The sequence below is a fragment of the Nonomuraea longicatena genome (assembly GCF_039525605.1).
Taxonomy (GTDB): domain Bacteria; phylum Actinomycetota; class Actinomycetes; order Streptosporangiales; family Streptosporangiaceae; genus Nonomuraea; species Nonomuraea longicatena.
Genome location: NZ_BAAAHQ010000041.1, coordinates 25,239 through 40,309, shown reverse-complemented (window position 1 = coordinate 40,309; position 15,071 = coordinate 25,239). Strand labels below are relative to the sequence as shown.

Sequence of the window (15,071 nt, the reverse complement as noted above, 5' to 3'; positions counted from 1 at the left end):
CCCTCAGCGGCCCTGGTTGGCCACGGCCGCGATCGCGGCCGTGGCGGCCTCGGGGTCGAGGTAGGAGCTGGACAGCGGCTTGCCGTCGGCGTCGAGTTCGTACACCAGCGGGATGCCGGTCGGGATGTTCAGCTCGGCGATGTCCGCGTCGCCGATGCCGTCGAGGTGCTTGACCAGGGCGCGCAGCGAGTTGCCGTGCGCGGCCACGAGCACCGTGCGACCGGCCGCGAGGTCGGGCACGATCGCGTCGTACCAGTAGGGCAGCATGCGCGCCACGACGTCCTTCAGGCACTCGGTGCGCGGCTGCAGCTCGCTCGGCAGGTGCGCGTACCTGGGGTCGCCGGCCTGCGAGAACTCGTCGTCGTCCGCGATGGGCGGCGGCGGGGTGTCGTAGGAGCGGCGCCACAGCTTGAACTGCTCGTCGCCGAACTCCTCCCTGGTCTGCGCCTTGTTCTTGCCCTGGAGGGCGCCGTAGTGGCGCTCGTTGAGCCGCCACGAGCGCCGGACGGGCAGCCAGCCCCTGCCCGCCTCGCCGAGCGCGAGCTGGGCCGTCTGGATCGCCCTGGTCAGCAGGCTGGTGTGCACGACGTCGGGCAGGACACCGGCCTCGGTGAGCAACCGTCCGCCGCGCCGGGCCTCCTCCTCGCCCTTGGCGGACAGGCTCACGTCCACCCAGCCCGTGAACAGGCCCTTCGCGTTCCAGTCGCTCTCGCCGTGTCGAAGTAGCACCAAAGTCGCCATGCGCCCAATCTTAGGGCGAGCCCTCTCAACCCTCCGCGCGGGCCGGATCGGCGAAGTGGGCGAACGCCTGGAGGTTCTTGAGCGGCTGGCCGTGCTTGGCCCGCCAGGCCCACTCGCGCCTGATGGCCCCGGCGAAGCCGAGTTCGAGGGCGGTGTTGAACCAGTCGTCGGAGTAGGTGAGCACGCACCCGAGCACCCTGTCGACCTCCTGCTCCGAGACCGCGGCGAGCGGGATGCGGCCCACGAGGTGGACGTCGCCGACGGCGTCGAGGCAGAAGTGCACGCCGTACATGCCGCCGTTCTTGCCGAGGAGGAAGCGGTAGAACTCGGCGTGGTTCTCGTCCGGCTGCCGGCAGAAGAACGCCTCGACGAGCAGGGCCTGCTCGCCCACGACGAGCCAGGTCATCGTGTCGAGCTTGCGCCTGCCCGGCAGGGTGGCGAGGAACGCGCCCGGCCTCGGCTCCTCGAACGGCACCTCCGCCGCCTTCAGCGCGGCCGCCACCGTCTCACGTGTGCTCACGCCGTCCACCCTAGGAGTTCAGCCCGGCGGGTACACGGTGCAGGTGGGCGACGGCGCCCGTGTAGACGTCCAGGAGCCGGGCGGCGGTGTTCTGCCAGCCGAAGGCGGCCGCGTGCGCGCGGGCGCCGTCCGACAGGCCCCGCGCCCAGCGTGGGGAGCCCGTGAAGCGGCGCAGTGCCCGCGCCCACTGGTGCGGGTCGTGGCCGTCCACGAGCACACCGGACACCCCGTCCCGTACGGCGGTGCGCAACCCGCCCACCGCCGCCGCGGCCACGGGGGTGCCGCACGCCTGCGACTCCAGGGCGACGAGCCCGAACGACTCGCTGTAGGAGGGGACGGCGGTGACGTCGGCGGCCCGGTACCAGTCGGCCAGCTCGTGCTGCGGCGCGGCGGGCACCAGCCGGACGACGTCCGCGATGCCGAGTTCGGCGGCGAGGTCGCCCAGCACGTTCGGGCGGGCCATGCCGTTGCCCGACGGGCTGCCGACGCAGACGACGGTCAGGCGCCCGCGCAGTGCCGGTTCCTCGACGAGCATCCGACTGGCGGCCTTCAGGAGCACGTCAGGGGCCTTCAGCGGCTGGACGCGGCCGACGAACAGCAGCACGTGGGCGTCCTGCGGCAGTCCGAGCCGGTCCCTGGCGGCGGCCCGGGAGTCCCGGCCGCCGGGGTGGAAGATCTGGAGGTCCACGCCGGGGTTGACGACGGAGACGCGCTCGTCGGGGGCACCGTACAGGTTCCTGAGTTCGTCGGCCTCGTCCGAGGTGTTGGCGACGAGACGGTCGGCGACCTCGACGAGTTGCTCCTCGCCGAGGACGCGGGAGGTGGGCTCGGGCCGGTCCCCTGCGGCGAGCAGGAGGTTCTTGACCTTGGCCATGGTGTGCATGGTGTGCACGAGCGGCACGCCCCAGCGTTCCTTGGCCAGCCAGCCGACGTGACCGGACAGCCAGTAGTGGGAGTGGACGAGGTCGTAGCGGCCCGGCTCGTACATGGCCTCGGTGCGCAGCACGCCGGAGGCGAACGCGCAGAGCTGGCTGGGCAGGTCGGCCCGGTCCAGCCCCTCGTACGGCCCGGCGTGCACGTGCCTGACCGAGACCCCTGGGGCGAGTTCCACGACCGGCGGCAGGTCGCGGGAGGTCTGCCTGGTGAAGACCTCCACCTCGACGCCGAGCTGGGCGAGCCGCCGGGCGGTCTCGACGATGTACACGTTCATGCCACCCGCGTCGCCCGTCCCCGGCTGGTCCAAGGGGGACGTGTGCATGCTGATGGTCGCGACCCGGTTCACCCGTCGCCGCTTCACCCACACCACCTCCAACCACCGTACAACGGACCCGATCTTCTTCGCATTCCCCCCGAAATCTCCCATGAAAGGATGTCCCCCATGACGAAGACGGCAGTGGTGACCGGTGCGAGCGGCGGCATCGGGGCGGCGACCGCGCGGCGGCTGGCCGCGGAGGGCTACCGGGTCGTGGCGGGAGCGCGCCGCCTCGACCGTCTGGAGAAGCTCGCGGCGCAGGCGCCGGGTGTGGTCCCCGTGCTCCTCGACGTCACCTCGGAGTCGTCGGTCGCGGCCTTCGCCGAGCAGGTGGACGGCTGCCATGTGCTGGTCAACAACGCCGGGGGCGCGCTCGGCGCCGACAGCGTCGCCGAGGGCCGCCTCGACGACTGGCAGCGCATGTACGACGTGAACGTCCTCGGGTCCCTGCGCGTCACGCAGGCCCTCCTGCCGCGTCTGATCGAGTCCGGCGACGGCGTGCTGGTCATGCTGACCTCGACCGCCGGGCTCGTCTCCTACGAGGGCGGCGGCGGCTACTGCGCCGCCAAGCACGCGCAGACCTCCATGGTCGAGACCCTGCGCCTCGAACTCGTCGGACAGCCGGTGCGCGTGGTCGAGATCGCGCCGGGCATGGTCAAGAGCGAGGGCTTCGCGGTCACCAGGTTCCGAGGCGACGCGGCGGCGGCCGAGCGCGTCTACGCGGGCGTGCCGGACCCGCTCACCTCGGACGACGTCGCCGACGCCATCGCCTGGTGCGTCACCAGGCCCGCGCATTTCAACGTCGACCGCATGGTCATCAGGCCGCGCGCCCAGGCGGCCCAGCACAAGGTGCACCGGGTCGGTGCCTAAGCCCGTCGGGGCGATCACCCGGGGCACCACGGGGGCCAACCGGCTGCGGCGGGCCGACCGCTGGCTCGCCGCCGTGCACGGGCGGGTGCTGCGCGCCGCCGACCGCCCGCTGGTCGTCGACCTCGGCTACGGCGCCTCGCACACCACGACGCTGGAGCTGTTCGAGCGGCTGCGGGCGATCCGGCCGGACGTCGAGGTGGTCGGCATCGAGATCGACCCGGCGCGGGTGGCGCTGGCCCGGCCGTACGAGCGGGAGGGGTTGTCGTTCCGGCTGGGCGGCTTCGAGCTGCCCGTCGCGCGCCCGCCGGACGTCGTGCGCGCCTTCAACGTCCTGCGCCAGTACGGCGAGGCCGACGCCTGGCACTACTGGGACCTGCTGACCGGGCGGCTGGCCCCGGGCGGCGTCCTGGTCGAGGGCACCTGCTCGGAGACCGGACACCGTGCGGTCTGGGTCGGCCTCGACGGGAGCGGGCCGCGCACGCTGACGTTCTCCGCCCGCTTCGACGCCTTCGAGCGACCCTCCGACCTGGCCGACCGGCTGCCGAAGACGCTCATCCACCGCAACGTGCCGGGCGAGCGCGTCCACGCCTTCCTGAAGGATTTCGACCACGCGTGGGCGGTCAGCGCCCCCTACGGCGCCCACGGGCTGCGGCAGCGCTGGCTGGCCTCGGTCGGGGTGCTGTCGGCGAGGTGGCCGGTGCCGCGCACCCCGCCCCTCGGCGGGCGGGCGCGGTGGCGGCTCGGCGAGCTCACCCTGCCGTGGGACGCGCTCGGGTGAACGCCTCCAGGACGCCGTCGTACTCGGGAGTGGCGGCGCTTCGCAGGCGGCGAGGATCTCGTGGCGGCCCCTGACCACGGGGTCCATCCCTTGGGGGGTGATATCCCCGTGCACCAAGGTGACGTCCGTCTCACCCGTGTCCCGGATGGCTGCTCGACAGCCTGTAGTACTACGCTGGAGCGTGTGAAGGGTCTTGGCGAGCTTGAGCGCAGCATCATGGACATCCTCTGGGCGCAGAGCAGCCCGCAGACAGCCCGCGAGGTGGGCCGCCTCATCGAGGACCGCGACCTCGCCCCCACGACGGTGATGACCGTACTCGACCGGTTGACCCGCAAGGGCTTCCTCGACCGCACCCGCGACGGCCGGGCTTGGCGCTACGAACCGGCGGAAAGCCGCGACAGCTACATCGCCGAGCTTATGCTTGAGGCTCTGGAGATGACGGGCGACCGATCGGCCGCCCTGACCCGCTTCGCCCAGGCCGTCTCGGGGCCTGAGGCGGAGATCCTGCGCAAAGCACTCACGGAGCTGGAGGACGAGTGATCACCGCGGCGGCGCTTGCTCTGCTCGCGTCCGCGTGCGCGCTCGGCGCCTGGCGCTTCACCTCGGCCCGGTGGACCTACCGCGCGCCCAAGACGGCCATCATCCTCTGGCAGGCCGTCGGAGTGGCGTGGGGCCTCGCCACCACGGGGGCCATGCTCGCCTACGGCGTCGAGCCCTACCACCAGGGGCTGCTCCACGGGCTGTTCGCCTTCGCCGAGGGCCAGACCCCCGCCGAGCCGTGGGACCTTCCCCACGCCTTCGCCATGGCCGCCGGGCTCACCGCGCTGGCCGCGCTGGTCGTGGTGCTGATCGCCGCCGGTGTGCAGGTGCTGCGGGCCCGCCACCGCCATCGCATGGTGCTGGCGCTGATCGCCCGCGACGACCCCTTCATGCCCGGCGTGCGGGTGCTCGACCATCCGGGCGCCGCCGCGTACTGCGTGCCCGGCCTGCGCTCGCAGGTGGTGATCAGCGCGGGCGCGATGGAACTGCTGTCCGAGGACGAACTGACCGCCGTGCTCGCCCACGAGGCCGCCCACGTGGCCGAGCGCCACGACCTGGTGCTGCTGCCGTTCGGTGCGCTGGGCCGGGCGCTGCCCTGGTCGAAGACCGTGCGCGAGGCCCAGGCCCAGGTCGAGCTGCTCATCGAGATGGCCGCCGACGACCGGGCCCGCCGCTACTGCTCGCCCCGCCGGCTGGCCACCGCACTGCTCCGCTTCGGTACGGCGGGCGCCCTGCCCGCCCCCCACGGCATGCTCGGCGTGGGGGCGCAGAGCGTCATGGCAAGAGTCGATCGCCTGGTCAAGCCCGCCCCCGAACTGTCGGCCCGGACCCGCTACGCACTGCTGACCCTGGCGGCCGGACTGCTGGTGTCGGCGGCCGCTCTGTGGGTGATCCCGCTCTAGGTGCTTGCAGTTGCTAGCTCCGCGTTTGCAATTGCAAGCACCGTGGGGCACACTGAAGACATGGCACTACCCAAGGTCGGCTCGATCGGCGAGTACATCCGCGAGCAGCGCCAGCAGGCCAAGATCTCCTTGCGTCAGCTGGCGGCGGCGGCGGGGGTCTCCAACCCCTACCTCAGCCAGATCGAGCGCGGCCTGCGCAAGCCGAGCGCGGAGATCCTCAACCAGATCGCCAAGGGCCTCCACATCTCGGCGCAGGCGCTCTACGTGCAGGCGGGCCTCATCGAGGACAAAGAGCCGCCGAGCGACGTGGAGACGGCGATCAGAGCCGACACCCACATCACCGAGCGGCAACGCCAGGTGCTGATCGACATCTATGAGTCGTTCCGCAAGGAGAACCACGCCGAGGCGGCGCAGCCCGCCCAGCACGGCTCCGCACCGGACGCCGACCTGCTGCCCGAGGAGTTTCTCGCCGCTCTCGCGCCTTACGCGACGGCGCCCTCCGGCAACGGCACAGTCACCCAGGAACCAAGGAAGGTCGACCCATGACGCTCGCCACCGAGGTCAAGAAGCTCACCGAGTCCAAGCCGTTCTACGCGGTCGCGGGCGCCGGCGACTACGCCGTCGAGAAGCTGCGCGAGCTGCCCGAGCAGCTCCACAAGCTCCAGGCCCGCCGCCAGGAGCTCACCAAGGACCTGCCCGAGAAGGCCCGTACGCTCACGGGCAAGGCCGAGGGTTTCGCCAAGGACTTCCCCGGCAAGGCCCGCGCCTACGCCGACGAGATCGGCCACAAGGCCACCGAGGTCTACGAGGAGTTCGCCTCGCGCGGCCGCAAGGTCGTCACCAAGGGCGACCACCAGGCCGCTCCGGAGCTGGAGGAGTCCGCTCCGGCCAAGAAGCCCACCCGCACCACCAAGGCCAAGTCCTGACGGCCGCCACCGATCCGACCGACGGGTCCGCTCCTTCGGGGCGGGCCTTTTCGGGTCCCCGCCCGGCATGCTCGCGCACTAGGCTGGGGCCGACATCGCAGCCTGAGGCGGAGCCATCATGAGTCTGATCAACGCAGTCCTCAACCTTCTCTTCCTTGTGCTGGCGGGCGGCATCCTGGTCATGTCGGCCTACGCGCTGATCCATGCCCTGCGGGTCCCCGCCGACGCGTTCACCTCGGCCGGGAAGCTCAAGAAGAACATCTGGCTGCTCATCCTCGGCGTGGCCACGCTCATCTCGGCCGCCGTCGCCTGGTCCTACGTCAACCAGTTCCTCATGGTCGGCGGGCAGGCGTTCATCGGGCTCAACGCGCTGTTCAGCGGTGGCATCTTCATCATCGCCTCGATCATCGCCGCCACGGTGTACGTCGTCGACGTCAAGCCCGCCGTGAAGGGCATGGGCGGACGCGGCAACAGCGGCCCCTACGGCCCCTGGTAACCCGGTAGCGACCGACCAGGCCCCTGGACCGACGCCGGTTGTCGGGGCCGCGCCGACGGCCCGTTCGTCGGGGCCGCGCTGTCGGCCAGCCGCCGGGACAGCCACCGGGCCAGGCGGGCGTGACCCGCGAGCGTCGGGTGCACGCCGTCGGGTAGCAGCACCTCCGCCCGGTCGCCGGTGACCCACCGTTCACGCAGCGGGTCGAGGAAGGCCACACCCTCCTGCGCCGCCACCTCGGCGAGCGCGTCGCGCACCGCGTACGCCTTGGGCGGCGCCCGGTCGATCCAGATCGGCCCCACCATCACCACCCGGGTCCGCGGCCAGCGGGCCTTCACCGTCCACAGCAGCCTGCTCGCCGCCTGCCTGAGCACGGGCGTGCCCCAGCGGCGGTCGTTGTGGCCGCCGGAGATCACCAGCACCTCGGGGGCGGGGCGCCACGACAGCTCGACCTCGAAGGAGGTCAGGAAGTCGCGGCCGACGCGACCCCGGTTGAGGTAGCCGGTGCTACCCGCCCCGGCGATCACCGGCTGCGCGCCGAGCAGCCGGGCGGTCTCGGCGGCGTAGGCGCGCCCGGTGGGCACCGGGCCGGAGCCCACCGTGAAACTGTCGCCGACGAACATCAGCACGGGCGCCGGTGAAGACGGTGCCGGGGCGCCGGCGTCCGTACTCGCGCATCCCGAAATAGCCGAGCAAATCGCCGCCGCAAGGGCGGCCGAGGCGATCAACGGGGGTCGCGTCAGGCCGCGCATATCCACCTCGGGCACTCCAGGCTGCCGACATGAGCTCCGACCCCCCGGGCGCACCGAGCACGCCGGCCGGGAACCGCCGCCGTGCTCGGCTCCTCGCCCGAGGAGATCGTCTTGAGCCGGTCGGCATTCTAATCCGGGCGGAGTCGGCCGACCGGCGATCACCGAGTTCTCCTCCGCCCCGGCCGAAACCCGACTCGTGACGAAGAGTCGGCTCGGATGAGACCTGGCTCGTGTCGACTGGCGCTGGACCCGGACAGAACCACACAAGGGTCGTCACGGGTTCTGGGCCGCGCAGCTGACCCGACGCTCGATCACGCACCGAAGGGTCGGTGACCTGGCCGGTCAGCCACCATCACCTCAGGAGTCCGCATCTGATGTACTTCATCCATCGCGACTGGGAGGCCGGGCCGCTGTGCAAAAGAGTCCGGCACGTGCCTGGCCGCACCGTCCTGGACTGGTTTCGCGGCTTGTGGGAGCCGGGCGGCCTCGACCGCGCGCACGCCGACCTGGACGATGCACCCTACGAGCTGGAGCGGCTCGTGGAATGCGGCGACACCCCTCCGGAGGACCTGGTCGAACTACGCCGCCGGATTCGGATGCAGCTGTGGGCCGACAGTGAGCTGCACATCGATGCCCACAGCATCCGCATCAGCAGCATGGGCACGAATCTGGAGGAGGCGTTCTACTTCGTCGACGACGCCCGCGTCGCCGAACAACCGGACCGCTGGGCCTACGCCGTCCATCCGTCCTGGCCGCTGCCCGATGCCGTCGCTCCCGGGCCGGCGCCGTTCGTCGCGCCCTTCCGCTGCGAGGAACTCGCCGCACCGTCAACCGGCGACGTCGGCGCCACCTACTTCCTGTTCTTCTCCCTAGAGGACAGGCACGACACCCTCGGCTGGGATGAGACCAGTGTCTTCCCCGGTGTGCGGCTGCCTCAGTTCGGCGCCGCACTTCGCCGGCCCATCGAGAATCCGGACAACTGGCCCGGCTATCTCCTCGACCTCAGAGCTTTGGTGGCCCCGGACGAAGACGGCATCGCATCCGCCCTCGATCGTCTCAACCGGTTCGCGGGCGACGCCAGAGATTTCCCCGAGCCACACGACCAAGCGCACCGGGCGGCGATGGAACACCTGCGCACCTTCACGCCGAAAGACGGTCGGCGGCCCGAGCGGACCCTGGTCCAGGTCGGCGAACACCTGGCGCAGATGGCCTTGCACACGGACATCTTCGGCCTTCGGCCCTGGTTCGTCTTCGACGACATCTGGGCCAGCGCCCACCCGGACCTGGCCGCCTCTCTCATCCACTACGCCTACCACTGGGATCCCGGCTGCGGGCGTGAACACGGGTGGCTGATGCCGTGCGAGCACGAGGAGTATCTCGACCTCAAGCTGGGTTACGCAGACCGCGTCCGCGACTACGAGCCCTACGACGAACCGCTGGTGACCGAGCTGACCGGTTTGCGCAGCGTCGCCGAACTGCGCCGTCAGATCTTCCAGGACACCGGCGCCGGTGAGCAGCGTCTTCTGCTGGTACTCGATCAGGACCATCGGAGTGAGTTGCTCGGTGTCATCGGCGCGGTTCTGGGGCATCCGACCCCCGACGCCTGCGAACTCCGCTACTTCCACCTTGTCGACTCCCGCCGCCATCCGAAGCTGTCCGCCCGGTTGATCAAGGCGCTCTGCTTCGAGCTGCGGAAGGAGGGCTACGCCAACCTCGTCCTGAGCCAGACCCCGACCGAACTCTGCCAGAAGCGGTTGCGGCAGACCACCTCGCGCGGTAAAGCTCCCACCGGCCAAGTGATCCCCCTGACCGACGTCCGCCTACCGGAGCACTACACGGGGCGGGCGGATCCGTTCGCCCTCTGAACGGGAAGATGCGGCATATCCGGCCGGAGATCTGCCGTCCAACGCTGAAAGTTGCCCTCAAGGGGCAACCGATACGATGTGCCGCCATGACGGGAATCAGGCTGATGCTGGCCACGCTGGGCGCCGTGGCGATGGCGGTGAGTGCGACGCCCGCCGCGGCGATGGCGGTGACCTCGGTTCCCGCCGGCGTCGGGAGCGCGCCCGGAACCATCACCAGTGAAACCACCATCAACCTCCGCAAGGACGGCGTCCTCCAGGTCAGCGAGAAGATCGGCAGCCAGACCCCCGGCGAGGTCAGGCGCACCGTACTCACCAGGACCCGTTACGACGACGAGCACGACCGTCTCTACCGCCTGTCCAACGTCAAGGGCGGCACCCTCACCGGGGACGTGCTCACGGTCAGGGCGCCCGCCACCGTCACCTACGAGGTGGCGGGGGCGGTCACGCCGTCCGGTGACGTACAGGAGCTGCGCTGGTTCGCCGTCAGCGGCTGGAACGTCCCCGTCTCCAAGGCCACGGTCAGGGTCACCGGCGGCATGGTCCAGAACCTGACCTGCTTCGCCGGCGCGCTCACCTCGGCGATCGGCTGCACCAGCGCCTCCATGGACCACAGCGCCACCCAGGCGGACTTCGAGCAGGAGAACCTCGCCTCCGGCCAGGCGCTGACCGTCGTCGTCGGCTACCCCGGCGGCACCACGTCCGGCGCCCCGATCCTGGAGCGCCGCTTCTCGCTGGCGGCCGCGTTCACGCTGAACACCGTCACCGGCGGCGCCCTCGCCGGGCTGCTGGTGCTGATGCTCGGCGGCGTCACCCTCCTCTACTGGACGCGGGGCCGCGACGCCCGCGCGGCCGGGCAGGACCACCGCGTCGCAGCCGTCCTCGACGGGCACTTCACCCCGCCGGACGGCGTACGCCCCGGCCAGATCGGCACGCTGGTGGACGAGCAGGCCGACGTGGTCGACGTCACCGCGACCATCGTGGACCTCGCCGTACGCGGCTTCCTGCGCATCGACGAGCAGCCCAGGCAGGTCTACGACGCGCCGGACTGGATGCTGGTCAGGCTGCCGTCCGCGCCGATGGACACGCTGCTGCCGTACGAGAGGGCGTTGTACGACGCGGTGTTCGACGGGCGCGAGGCCGTACTGCTGTCGCAGTTGTCCGGGTCGTTCGCGCAGAACCTCGGAAAGGTCCGCGACGAGTTGTACGCGGACGTCGTCCGCCAGGGCTGGTTCGCCCGCCGCCCCGACAGCGAGCGCACCCGCTGGACCGTCATCGGCGCGGTCCTGATCGTGGCGGGGCTGCTGGCCACGGCGGCGCTGGCCTGGTTCACCACGTACGGCCTGCTCGGCCTGGCCGTCGTCATCGGCGGCGCCGCACTGACCGTCGGCGGCCAGTACATGCCCGCCAAGACCGCCAAGGGCTCGGCCGCGCTCGCGCACACCATGGGTTTTCGGGAGTACCTGTTCTCCGGCGAACTCGGCGACGTGCCCGAGCAGCACCGGGTCGAGCTCTTCTCCCGCTACCTGCCCTATGCGGTGATCTTCGACGGGGTCGAGCACTGGTCGCGGCTGGTCGCCTCGGTGACCGGCGACGGGCAGCAGGCCGACAACCTGTACTGGTACCACGGCCCGGCCGAGTGGGACCTGTCGAAGTTCGCCGGGTCCATGCGCACCTTCACCACGACCACGTCGGGCGCGATCTCGGCCACGAGGCAGCTCCGGTCGCTCTGAGAAAATCTTCAGGTCGGACCGATTCCTTTTCGGCCAGGCCCCCGTCTTACCCGCATGACTGACACGCAGAAGAACGTACAGGCCGTGATCGACGAGCTCGTCGAGTCGGGCACCGAGCGCGGCGTCCAGGTCGCCGTCTTCAAGAGCGGCGAGCAGATCGTGGACGCGGTCGCGGGCGTCGCCGACCCCGCGACCGGCCGCCCCTTCACCTCCGACACCCCCGTGTACGTCACCTCGACGGGCAAGGGCATGATCACCACGGTCGCGCACATCCTGGCCGAGCGGGGCCAGGTCGACTTCGACGCCCCCATCGCCGAGCTGTGGCCCGAGTTCGGCGCCCACGGCAAGGACAAGGCCACGCTGCGGCACGCGCTCACCTACCGGCTCGGCGTCCCCGGCGTCCCGCTGGACACCACGGCGGCCGACATCGCCGACTGGCAGGGCATGTGCGAGCGCATCGCCGCCGCCACCCCCTGGTGGGAGCCGGGCACGAAGATGGGCTACCATCCGCAGACGTTCATGTACGTCGTCGGCGAGGTCGCCCGCCGGGCCACCGGCAAGACGATCTCCGAGCTGCTGCGCGAGACCGTGGCCGAGCCGCTCGGCATCGCGAACGAGCTGTTCCTGGCGCTGCCCGAGTCCGAGCTGCCCCGCCTCGCGGTCATCGAGGACCCGGAGGGCCCGGCCATGGAGCTGCCGCCCGAGGTCATGGCCCAGATCCCGTTCTTCAGGGTCGTGGACGGCTACACCGCCGCGCCGCTCCAGGGCCTGCCGGACGCAGCCTTCAGCAACCGCGCCGACGTGCTGACCTCCGACGCCGGGGCGACCGCCACCGCGCGGGCGCTGGCCACGATGTACGACGCGCTGCTGGCCGGGCGGCTGATCTCGCCCGAGCGGCTGGCCGAGGCCACCTCGCCGCAGGTCTCCGGCCTGGACGAGACCACCGGCGCGCCCGCGACCTGGGGGCTCGGCTACGCGGTCGGGCTCACGCAGACGATCACGAGCCAGTCCGTCTTCGGGTACGGCGGCAGCGGCGGCACCGCCGGTTTCGCCGACCGGGCCTCCGGGCTGTCGATCGGCATCACCAAGAACCGGCTGGGCATGGGGGACCCGTTCGAGACGGTGGACCGTATCGCCCAGGTGATCCTATAGACGGATATATCCCAGCTCGACGGCTTTGCTGACGGCGGCTGTGCGCGTGTCCACGCCGAGTTTGCCGTACACGTGATTGAGGTGGGTCTTGACCGTCGCCTCCGTGATGAACAGCGCCCTGGCGATCTCCTTGTTGCCCGCGCCCTTCGACAGCAGTTCGAGAATCTCGATCTCGCGCGCTGTCAGGGCCGGGCCGGGATCGCGCATCCTGCGCATCATCCGGGTCGCGACCCTCGGCGACAGCGCGGTCTCCCCACGGGCCGCCGCCCGGATCGCCTGGAACAGTTCGTCGGGCGGGCAGGCTTTCAGGACGTACCCGGTCGCACCGGCGTCGATCGCCCGCACGATGTCGGAATCGGTCTCGTACGTCGTCAGCACCAGCACCTGCGGCGCCGTCGGCAGGGCGCGGACCTTGCGGGTGGCCTCGACACCGTCCGGCCCGTCGCCGAGCTGCAGATCCATGAGGACGACGTCCGGCTCGCGCAACGCGATCAGCCGCAGGGCGTCCTCGGCGTTCTCCGCCTCCCCCACGATCTCCATGTCGGACTCGCCGCCGACCAGCGCGGCGATCCCCGCCCGCACCACCGGGTGATCGTCAACCAGGAACAGCCTCACTCCGGCCCCCTCCTCACACCGGACCCCTTCCTACCCGGGCCCTCCTGCCTGCGTGTCGCCTCCTCGCCCGGGTCCGTCTCCCCGCCGGTGGCGCCCACCGGGATCCGGGCCGCCAGGGCGGTGCCCTCGCCGGGCGCGCTCTCCACGGTGAGCGTGCCGCCCACTTCCTTCAGCCGGTCACGCATCATCCGCAGGCCGTACCCTCGGCCCGCTCTCGTGACCGCCATGGTCCGGTCGAAACCCACACCGTCGTCGTACACGTCGAGCGTCACCTCCCCCTCCAGATAGGACAGGGTGACGATCACCCGGTCGGCGTGCGCGTGCTCGCGCGCGTTGGCCAGCGCGCCCTGCGCCACCCGCAACAGCACGGCCTGGGTACGGTCGTCCAGTGGGTACTCCGTACCCTCCAGCCGGAACTCCGCCCCGAGCGCCCGGATCGCGTCGGGCAGAGACCGCAGCGCCAGCGGCGCCGGGCCGAGGTCGCGGACGAACCTGCGGGCCTCGTCGAGGTTCTCCCCCGCCGCGTCGATCGCGGTCCTGACGTACACCCTGGCCTGGTCGGGATCGGACTCCCACACCCGGTCGGCGGCCTGCAGCAGCATCCGCTGGCTGGTCAGCCCCTGGGCGAGCGTGTCGTGGATCTCGCGCGAGAGCCGCTCGCGCTCCTGCATGACTCCCGCCTTCCTCAGCTCCCAGAAGATCACGATGGTCATCGCCGCCACCGCGATCGGCGCCAGTACCAGGCTCGGGTCGAACCGGTCCGCCAGGCTGATCTGCGCGATGATCACCGCGATCGTGAGCACCGCCGCCGCCACCAGCGTCAGGCGCAGCGACAGCAGTCGCAGGCACAGGTACAGCAGCGGGATCGCGCACCAGGCGAACGACGGGGCCAACTCGGCCACGACCAGCCAGCAGGCCAGCACCACGGCCAGCCAGGCCAGCCTGCCGCCTCTGCCGAGGCGATCCCACAGGGCGACGCCTCCGGCGTACACGACGGCCAGCAGAGCGGCGACGGCCAGCGACACGATCGTCCTGGTGTCCATCGCGTGCCGCACCACCAGGCGCGACGCCGAGGCGGCGAGCAGCAGGAAGAACCCGGCGTGCATGGCCCGGTTGAGCCAGACCCGTTCCATCCTGCCCTCCTCGTCCAGAGGGCCGACGCTAGTCACGGTCTCGACCTCGCACATCAACCATTCGATTGACCTGGCCCTCCATCGATTCTCCCGCACGGGTCCATCGGTCTCTCGATGGCGGGCCGGTGCCCCGACGGCACGCTGGTGACAACGCAAACGACCGGAACGGGAGCAGACCTCATGAACAAGCGCACGGTGATCGGCTCACTCGCCGGGCTCGCCCTCGTCGGCGGCCTCGCCGCCGCTCAGGCCGTACCCGCATCCGCGCAGGCCGTCTCGGCCCAGCCGCCTGCCCAGGCGCTCGCCGCCGCATCGGCCGTAAAGGCCGCGCCGACGTCCGCGGCCACTGTCGCGTCGGCCGCCGTCGAAGCGGCTGCGACCGCCAAGAACCAGGCCGTCGTCCAGCAGCCCGTCCTCTCCTCCGACGCCGCCATGAAGATCGCGGACGCGGCACTGAAGGAGGCCGCCAAGCAGAAGCAGCGCGTGACCGTGGCCATCGTGGACCGCTCCGGCGCCACCCGCCTGATCGTCAAGGGCGACGGCGCCGGACCCCAGACCGAGGAGTCCGCCCGCCGCAAGGCGTTCACGTCCGTGTCCTTCGGCCAGCCGACGTCGGCGATCAAGAACCCGGCGCTGTCGGCGATCCCCGGCACGCTGCTGCTGGCGGGCGGGATTCCCGTGGCGTCCGGCGGCGCGCCGATCGCGGGCATCGGCGTCGGCGGCGCCCCCAGCGGCGAGATCGACGAGGCCATCGCCCGCGCGGGGCTGAAGGCCGTCGAAGGCCAACTCGGCTGACCGCAGC

General features: G+C 71.3%; 17 protein-coding genes. 11 read left to right on the top strand and 6 right to left on the bottom strand.

Annotated elements, in window-relative coordinates; all coding sequences use genetic code 11:
• Window positions 1-3 precede the first annotated feature (3 nt).
• Genes ABD120_RS31725 through mshA form a run of 3 tightly spaced genes read right to left on the bottom strand, consistent with a single transcriptional unit; the run spans window position 4 to window position 2,564 of the window.
• Window positions 4-741, bottom strand: coding sequence for a phosphoglyceromutase (locus ABD120_RS31725; RefSeq protein WP_343953895.1), 738 nt, complete (start codon window positions 739-741; stop codon window positions 4-6).
• A gap of 25 nt (window positions 742-766) precedes the next feature.
• Entirely contained in the window at window positions 767-1,261 is a 495-nt protein-coding gene (locus ABD120_RS31720; RefSeq protein WP_343953893.1) for a type III secretion system chaperone family protein, read from the bottom strand.
• Between the two features lie 10 nt (window positions 1,262-1,271).
• Window positions 1,272-2,564, bottom strand: coding sequence for a D-inositol-3-phosphate glycosyltransferase (mshA, locus tag ABD120_RS31715; protein WP_343954041.1), 1,293 nt, complete (start codon window positions 2,562-2,564; stop codon window positions 1,272-1,274).
• A gap of 75 nt (window positions 2,565-2,639) precedes the next feature.
• Here mshA and ABD120_RS31710 point away from each other — a divergent pair, with 75 nt between their 5' ends.
• The 7 genes from ABD120_RS31710 to ABD120_RS31680 all read left to right on the top strand — a co-directional run bounded on the left by ABD120_RS31710 (window position 2,640) and on the right by ABD120_RS31680 (window position 7,025).
• Window positions 2,640-3,383 carry an SDR family NAD(P)-dependent oxidoreductase gene (locus ABD120_RS31710; RefSeq protein WP_343953892.1) on the top strand — a complete coding sequence of 248 codons (744 nt, stop codon included), beginning with the start codon at window positions 2,640-2,642 and terminating at the stop codon, window positions 3,381-3,383.
• Window positions 3,376-4,161, top strand: a complete 786-nt coding sequence (locus tag ABD120_RS31705) for a class I SAM-dependent methyltransferase (protein ID WP_343953891.1) — start codon at window positions 3,376-3,378, stop codon at window positions 4,159-4,161. The genes ABD120_RS31710 and ABD120_RS31705 overlap by 8 nt, the downstream gene beginning before the upstream one ends.
• A gap of 183 nt (window positions 4,162-4,344) precedes the next feature.
• Window positions 4,345-4,701 (top strand): BlaI/MecI/CopY family transcriptional regulator, encoded by a 357-nt coding sequence (locus tag ABD120_RS31700; protein ID WP_343953890.1) that lies wholly within the window; start codon window positions 4,345-4,347, stop codon window positions 4,699-4,701.
• Complete coding sequence (locus ABD120_RS31695) at window positions 4,698-5,603, top strand: M56 family metallopeptidase (RefSeq protein WP_343953889.1); 906 nt, start codon at window positions 4,698-4,700, stop codon at window positions 5,601-5,603. The genes ABD120_RS31700 and ABD120_RS31695 overlap by 4 nt, the downstream gene beginning before the upstream one ends.
• 60 nt (window positions 5,604-5,663) lie before the next feature.
• Window positions 5,664-6,149: a helix-turn-helix domain-containing protein gene (locus ABD120_RS31690; protein ID WP_343953887.1), complete on the top strand. Its 486-nt coding sequence runs from the start codon at window positions 5,664-5,666 to the stop codon at window positions 6,147-6,149.
• Window positions 6,146-6,529, top strand: a complete 384-nt coding sequence (locus tag ABD120_RS31685) for a hypothetical protein (protein ID WP_343953886.1) — start codon at window positions 6,146-6,148, stop codon at window positions 6,527-6,529. Before ABD120_RS31690 ends, ABD120_RS31685 begins: the two co-directional genes overlap by 4 nt.
• 118 nt (window positions 6,530-6,647) lie before the next feature.
• Window positions 6,648-7,025: a DUF2516 family protein gene (locus tag ABD120_RS31680; protein ID WP_343953884.1), complete on the top strand. Its 378-nt coding sequence runs from the start codon at window positions 6,648-6,650 to the stop codon at window positions 7,023-7,025.
• On the opposite strand, the gene ABD120_RS31675 is transcribed toward ABD120_RS31680, so the two are convergent.
• Window positions 7,010-7,645: an SGNH/GDSL hydrolase family protein gene (locus ABD120_RS31675; RefSeq protein ID WP_343954040.1), complete on the bottom strand. Its 636-nt coding sequence runs from the start codon at window positions 7,643-7,645 to the stop codon at window positions 7,010-7,012. The two genes, ABD120_RS31680 and ABD120_RS31675, sit on opposite strands and share 16 nt — an antisense overlap.
• Before the next feature lie 503 nt (window positions 7,646-8,148).
• Here ABD120_RS31675 and ABD120_RS31670 point away from each other — a divergent pair.
• From ABD120_RS31670 to ABD120_RS31660, 3 genes are all read left to right on the top strand, one after another.
• The gene (locus tag ABD120_RS31670) at window positions 8,149-9,639 is read left to right on the top strand and encodes a hypothetical protein (RefSeq protein ID WP_343953882.1); all 1,491 of its coding nucleotides are present in this window, start codon (window positions 8,149-8,151) and stop codon (window positions 9,637-9,639) included.
• An 86-nt stretch (window positions 9,640-9,725) separates the two neighbouring features.
• Window positions 9,726-11,369 (top strand): DUF2207 domain-containing protein, encoded by a 1,644-nt coding sequence (locus tag ABD120_RS31665; protein ID WP_343953881.1) that lies wholly within the window; start codon window positions 9,726-9,728, stop codon window positions 11,367-11,369.
• A 54-nt stretch (window positions 11,370-11,423) separates the two neighbouring features.
• Window positions 11,424-12,521 (top strand): serine hydrolase domain-containing protein, encoded by a 1,098-nt coding sequence (locus ABD120_RS31660; protein ID WP_343953880.1) that lies wholly within the window; start codon window positions 11,424-11,426, stop codon window positions 12,519-12,521.
• On the opposite strand, the gene ABD120_RS31655 is transcribed toward ABD120_RS31660, so the two are convergent.
• The gene (locus ABD120_RS31655; protein WP_343953879.1) at window positions 12,516-13,136 is read right to left on the bottom strand and encodes a response regulator; all 621 of its coding nucleotides are present in this window, start codon (window positions 13,134-13,136) and stop codon (window positions 12,516-12,518) included. The two genes, ABD120_RS31660 and ABD120_RS31655, sit on opposite strands and share 6 nt — an antisense overlap.
• On the bottom strand, window positions 13,133-14,269 hold the full coding sequence (locus ABD120_RS31650; RefSeq protein WP_343953878.1) for a sensor histidine kinase: 1,137 nt from the start codon (window positions 14,267-14,269) through the stop codon (window positions 13,133-13,135). The genes ABD120_RS31655 and ABD120_RS31650 overlap by 4 nt, the downstream gene beginning before the upstream one ends.
• A 180-nt stretch (window positions 14,270-14,449) precedes the next feature.
• On the opposite strand from ABD120_RS31650, the gene ABD120_RS31645 reads away from it, so the two are divergent.
• Complete coding sequence (locus ABD120_RS31645) at window positions 14,450-15,064, top strand: GlcG/HbpS family heme-binding protein (RefSeq protein WP_343953877.1); 615 nt, start codon at window positions 14,450-14,452, stop codon at window positions 15,062-15,064.
• Window positions 15,065-15,071: the final 7 nt, after the last annotated feature.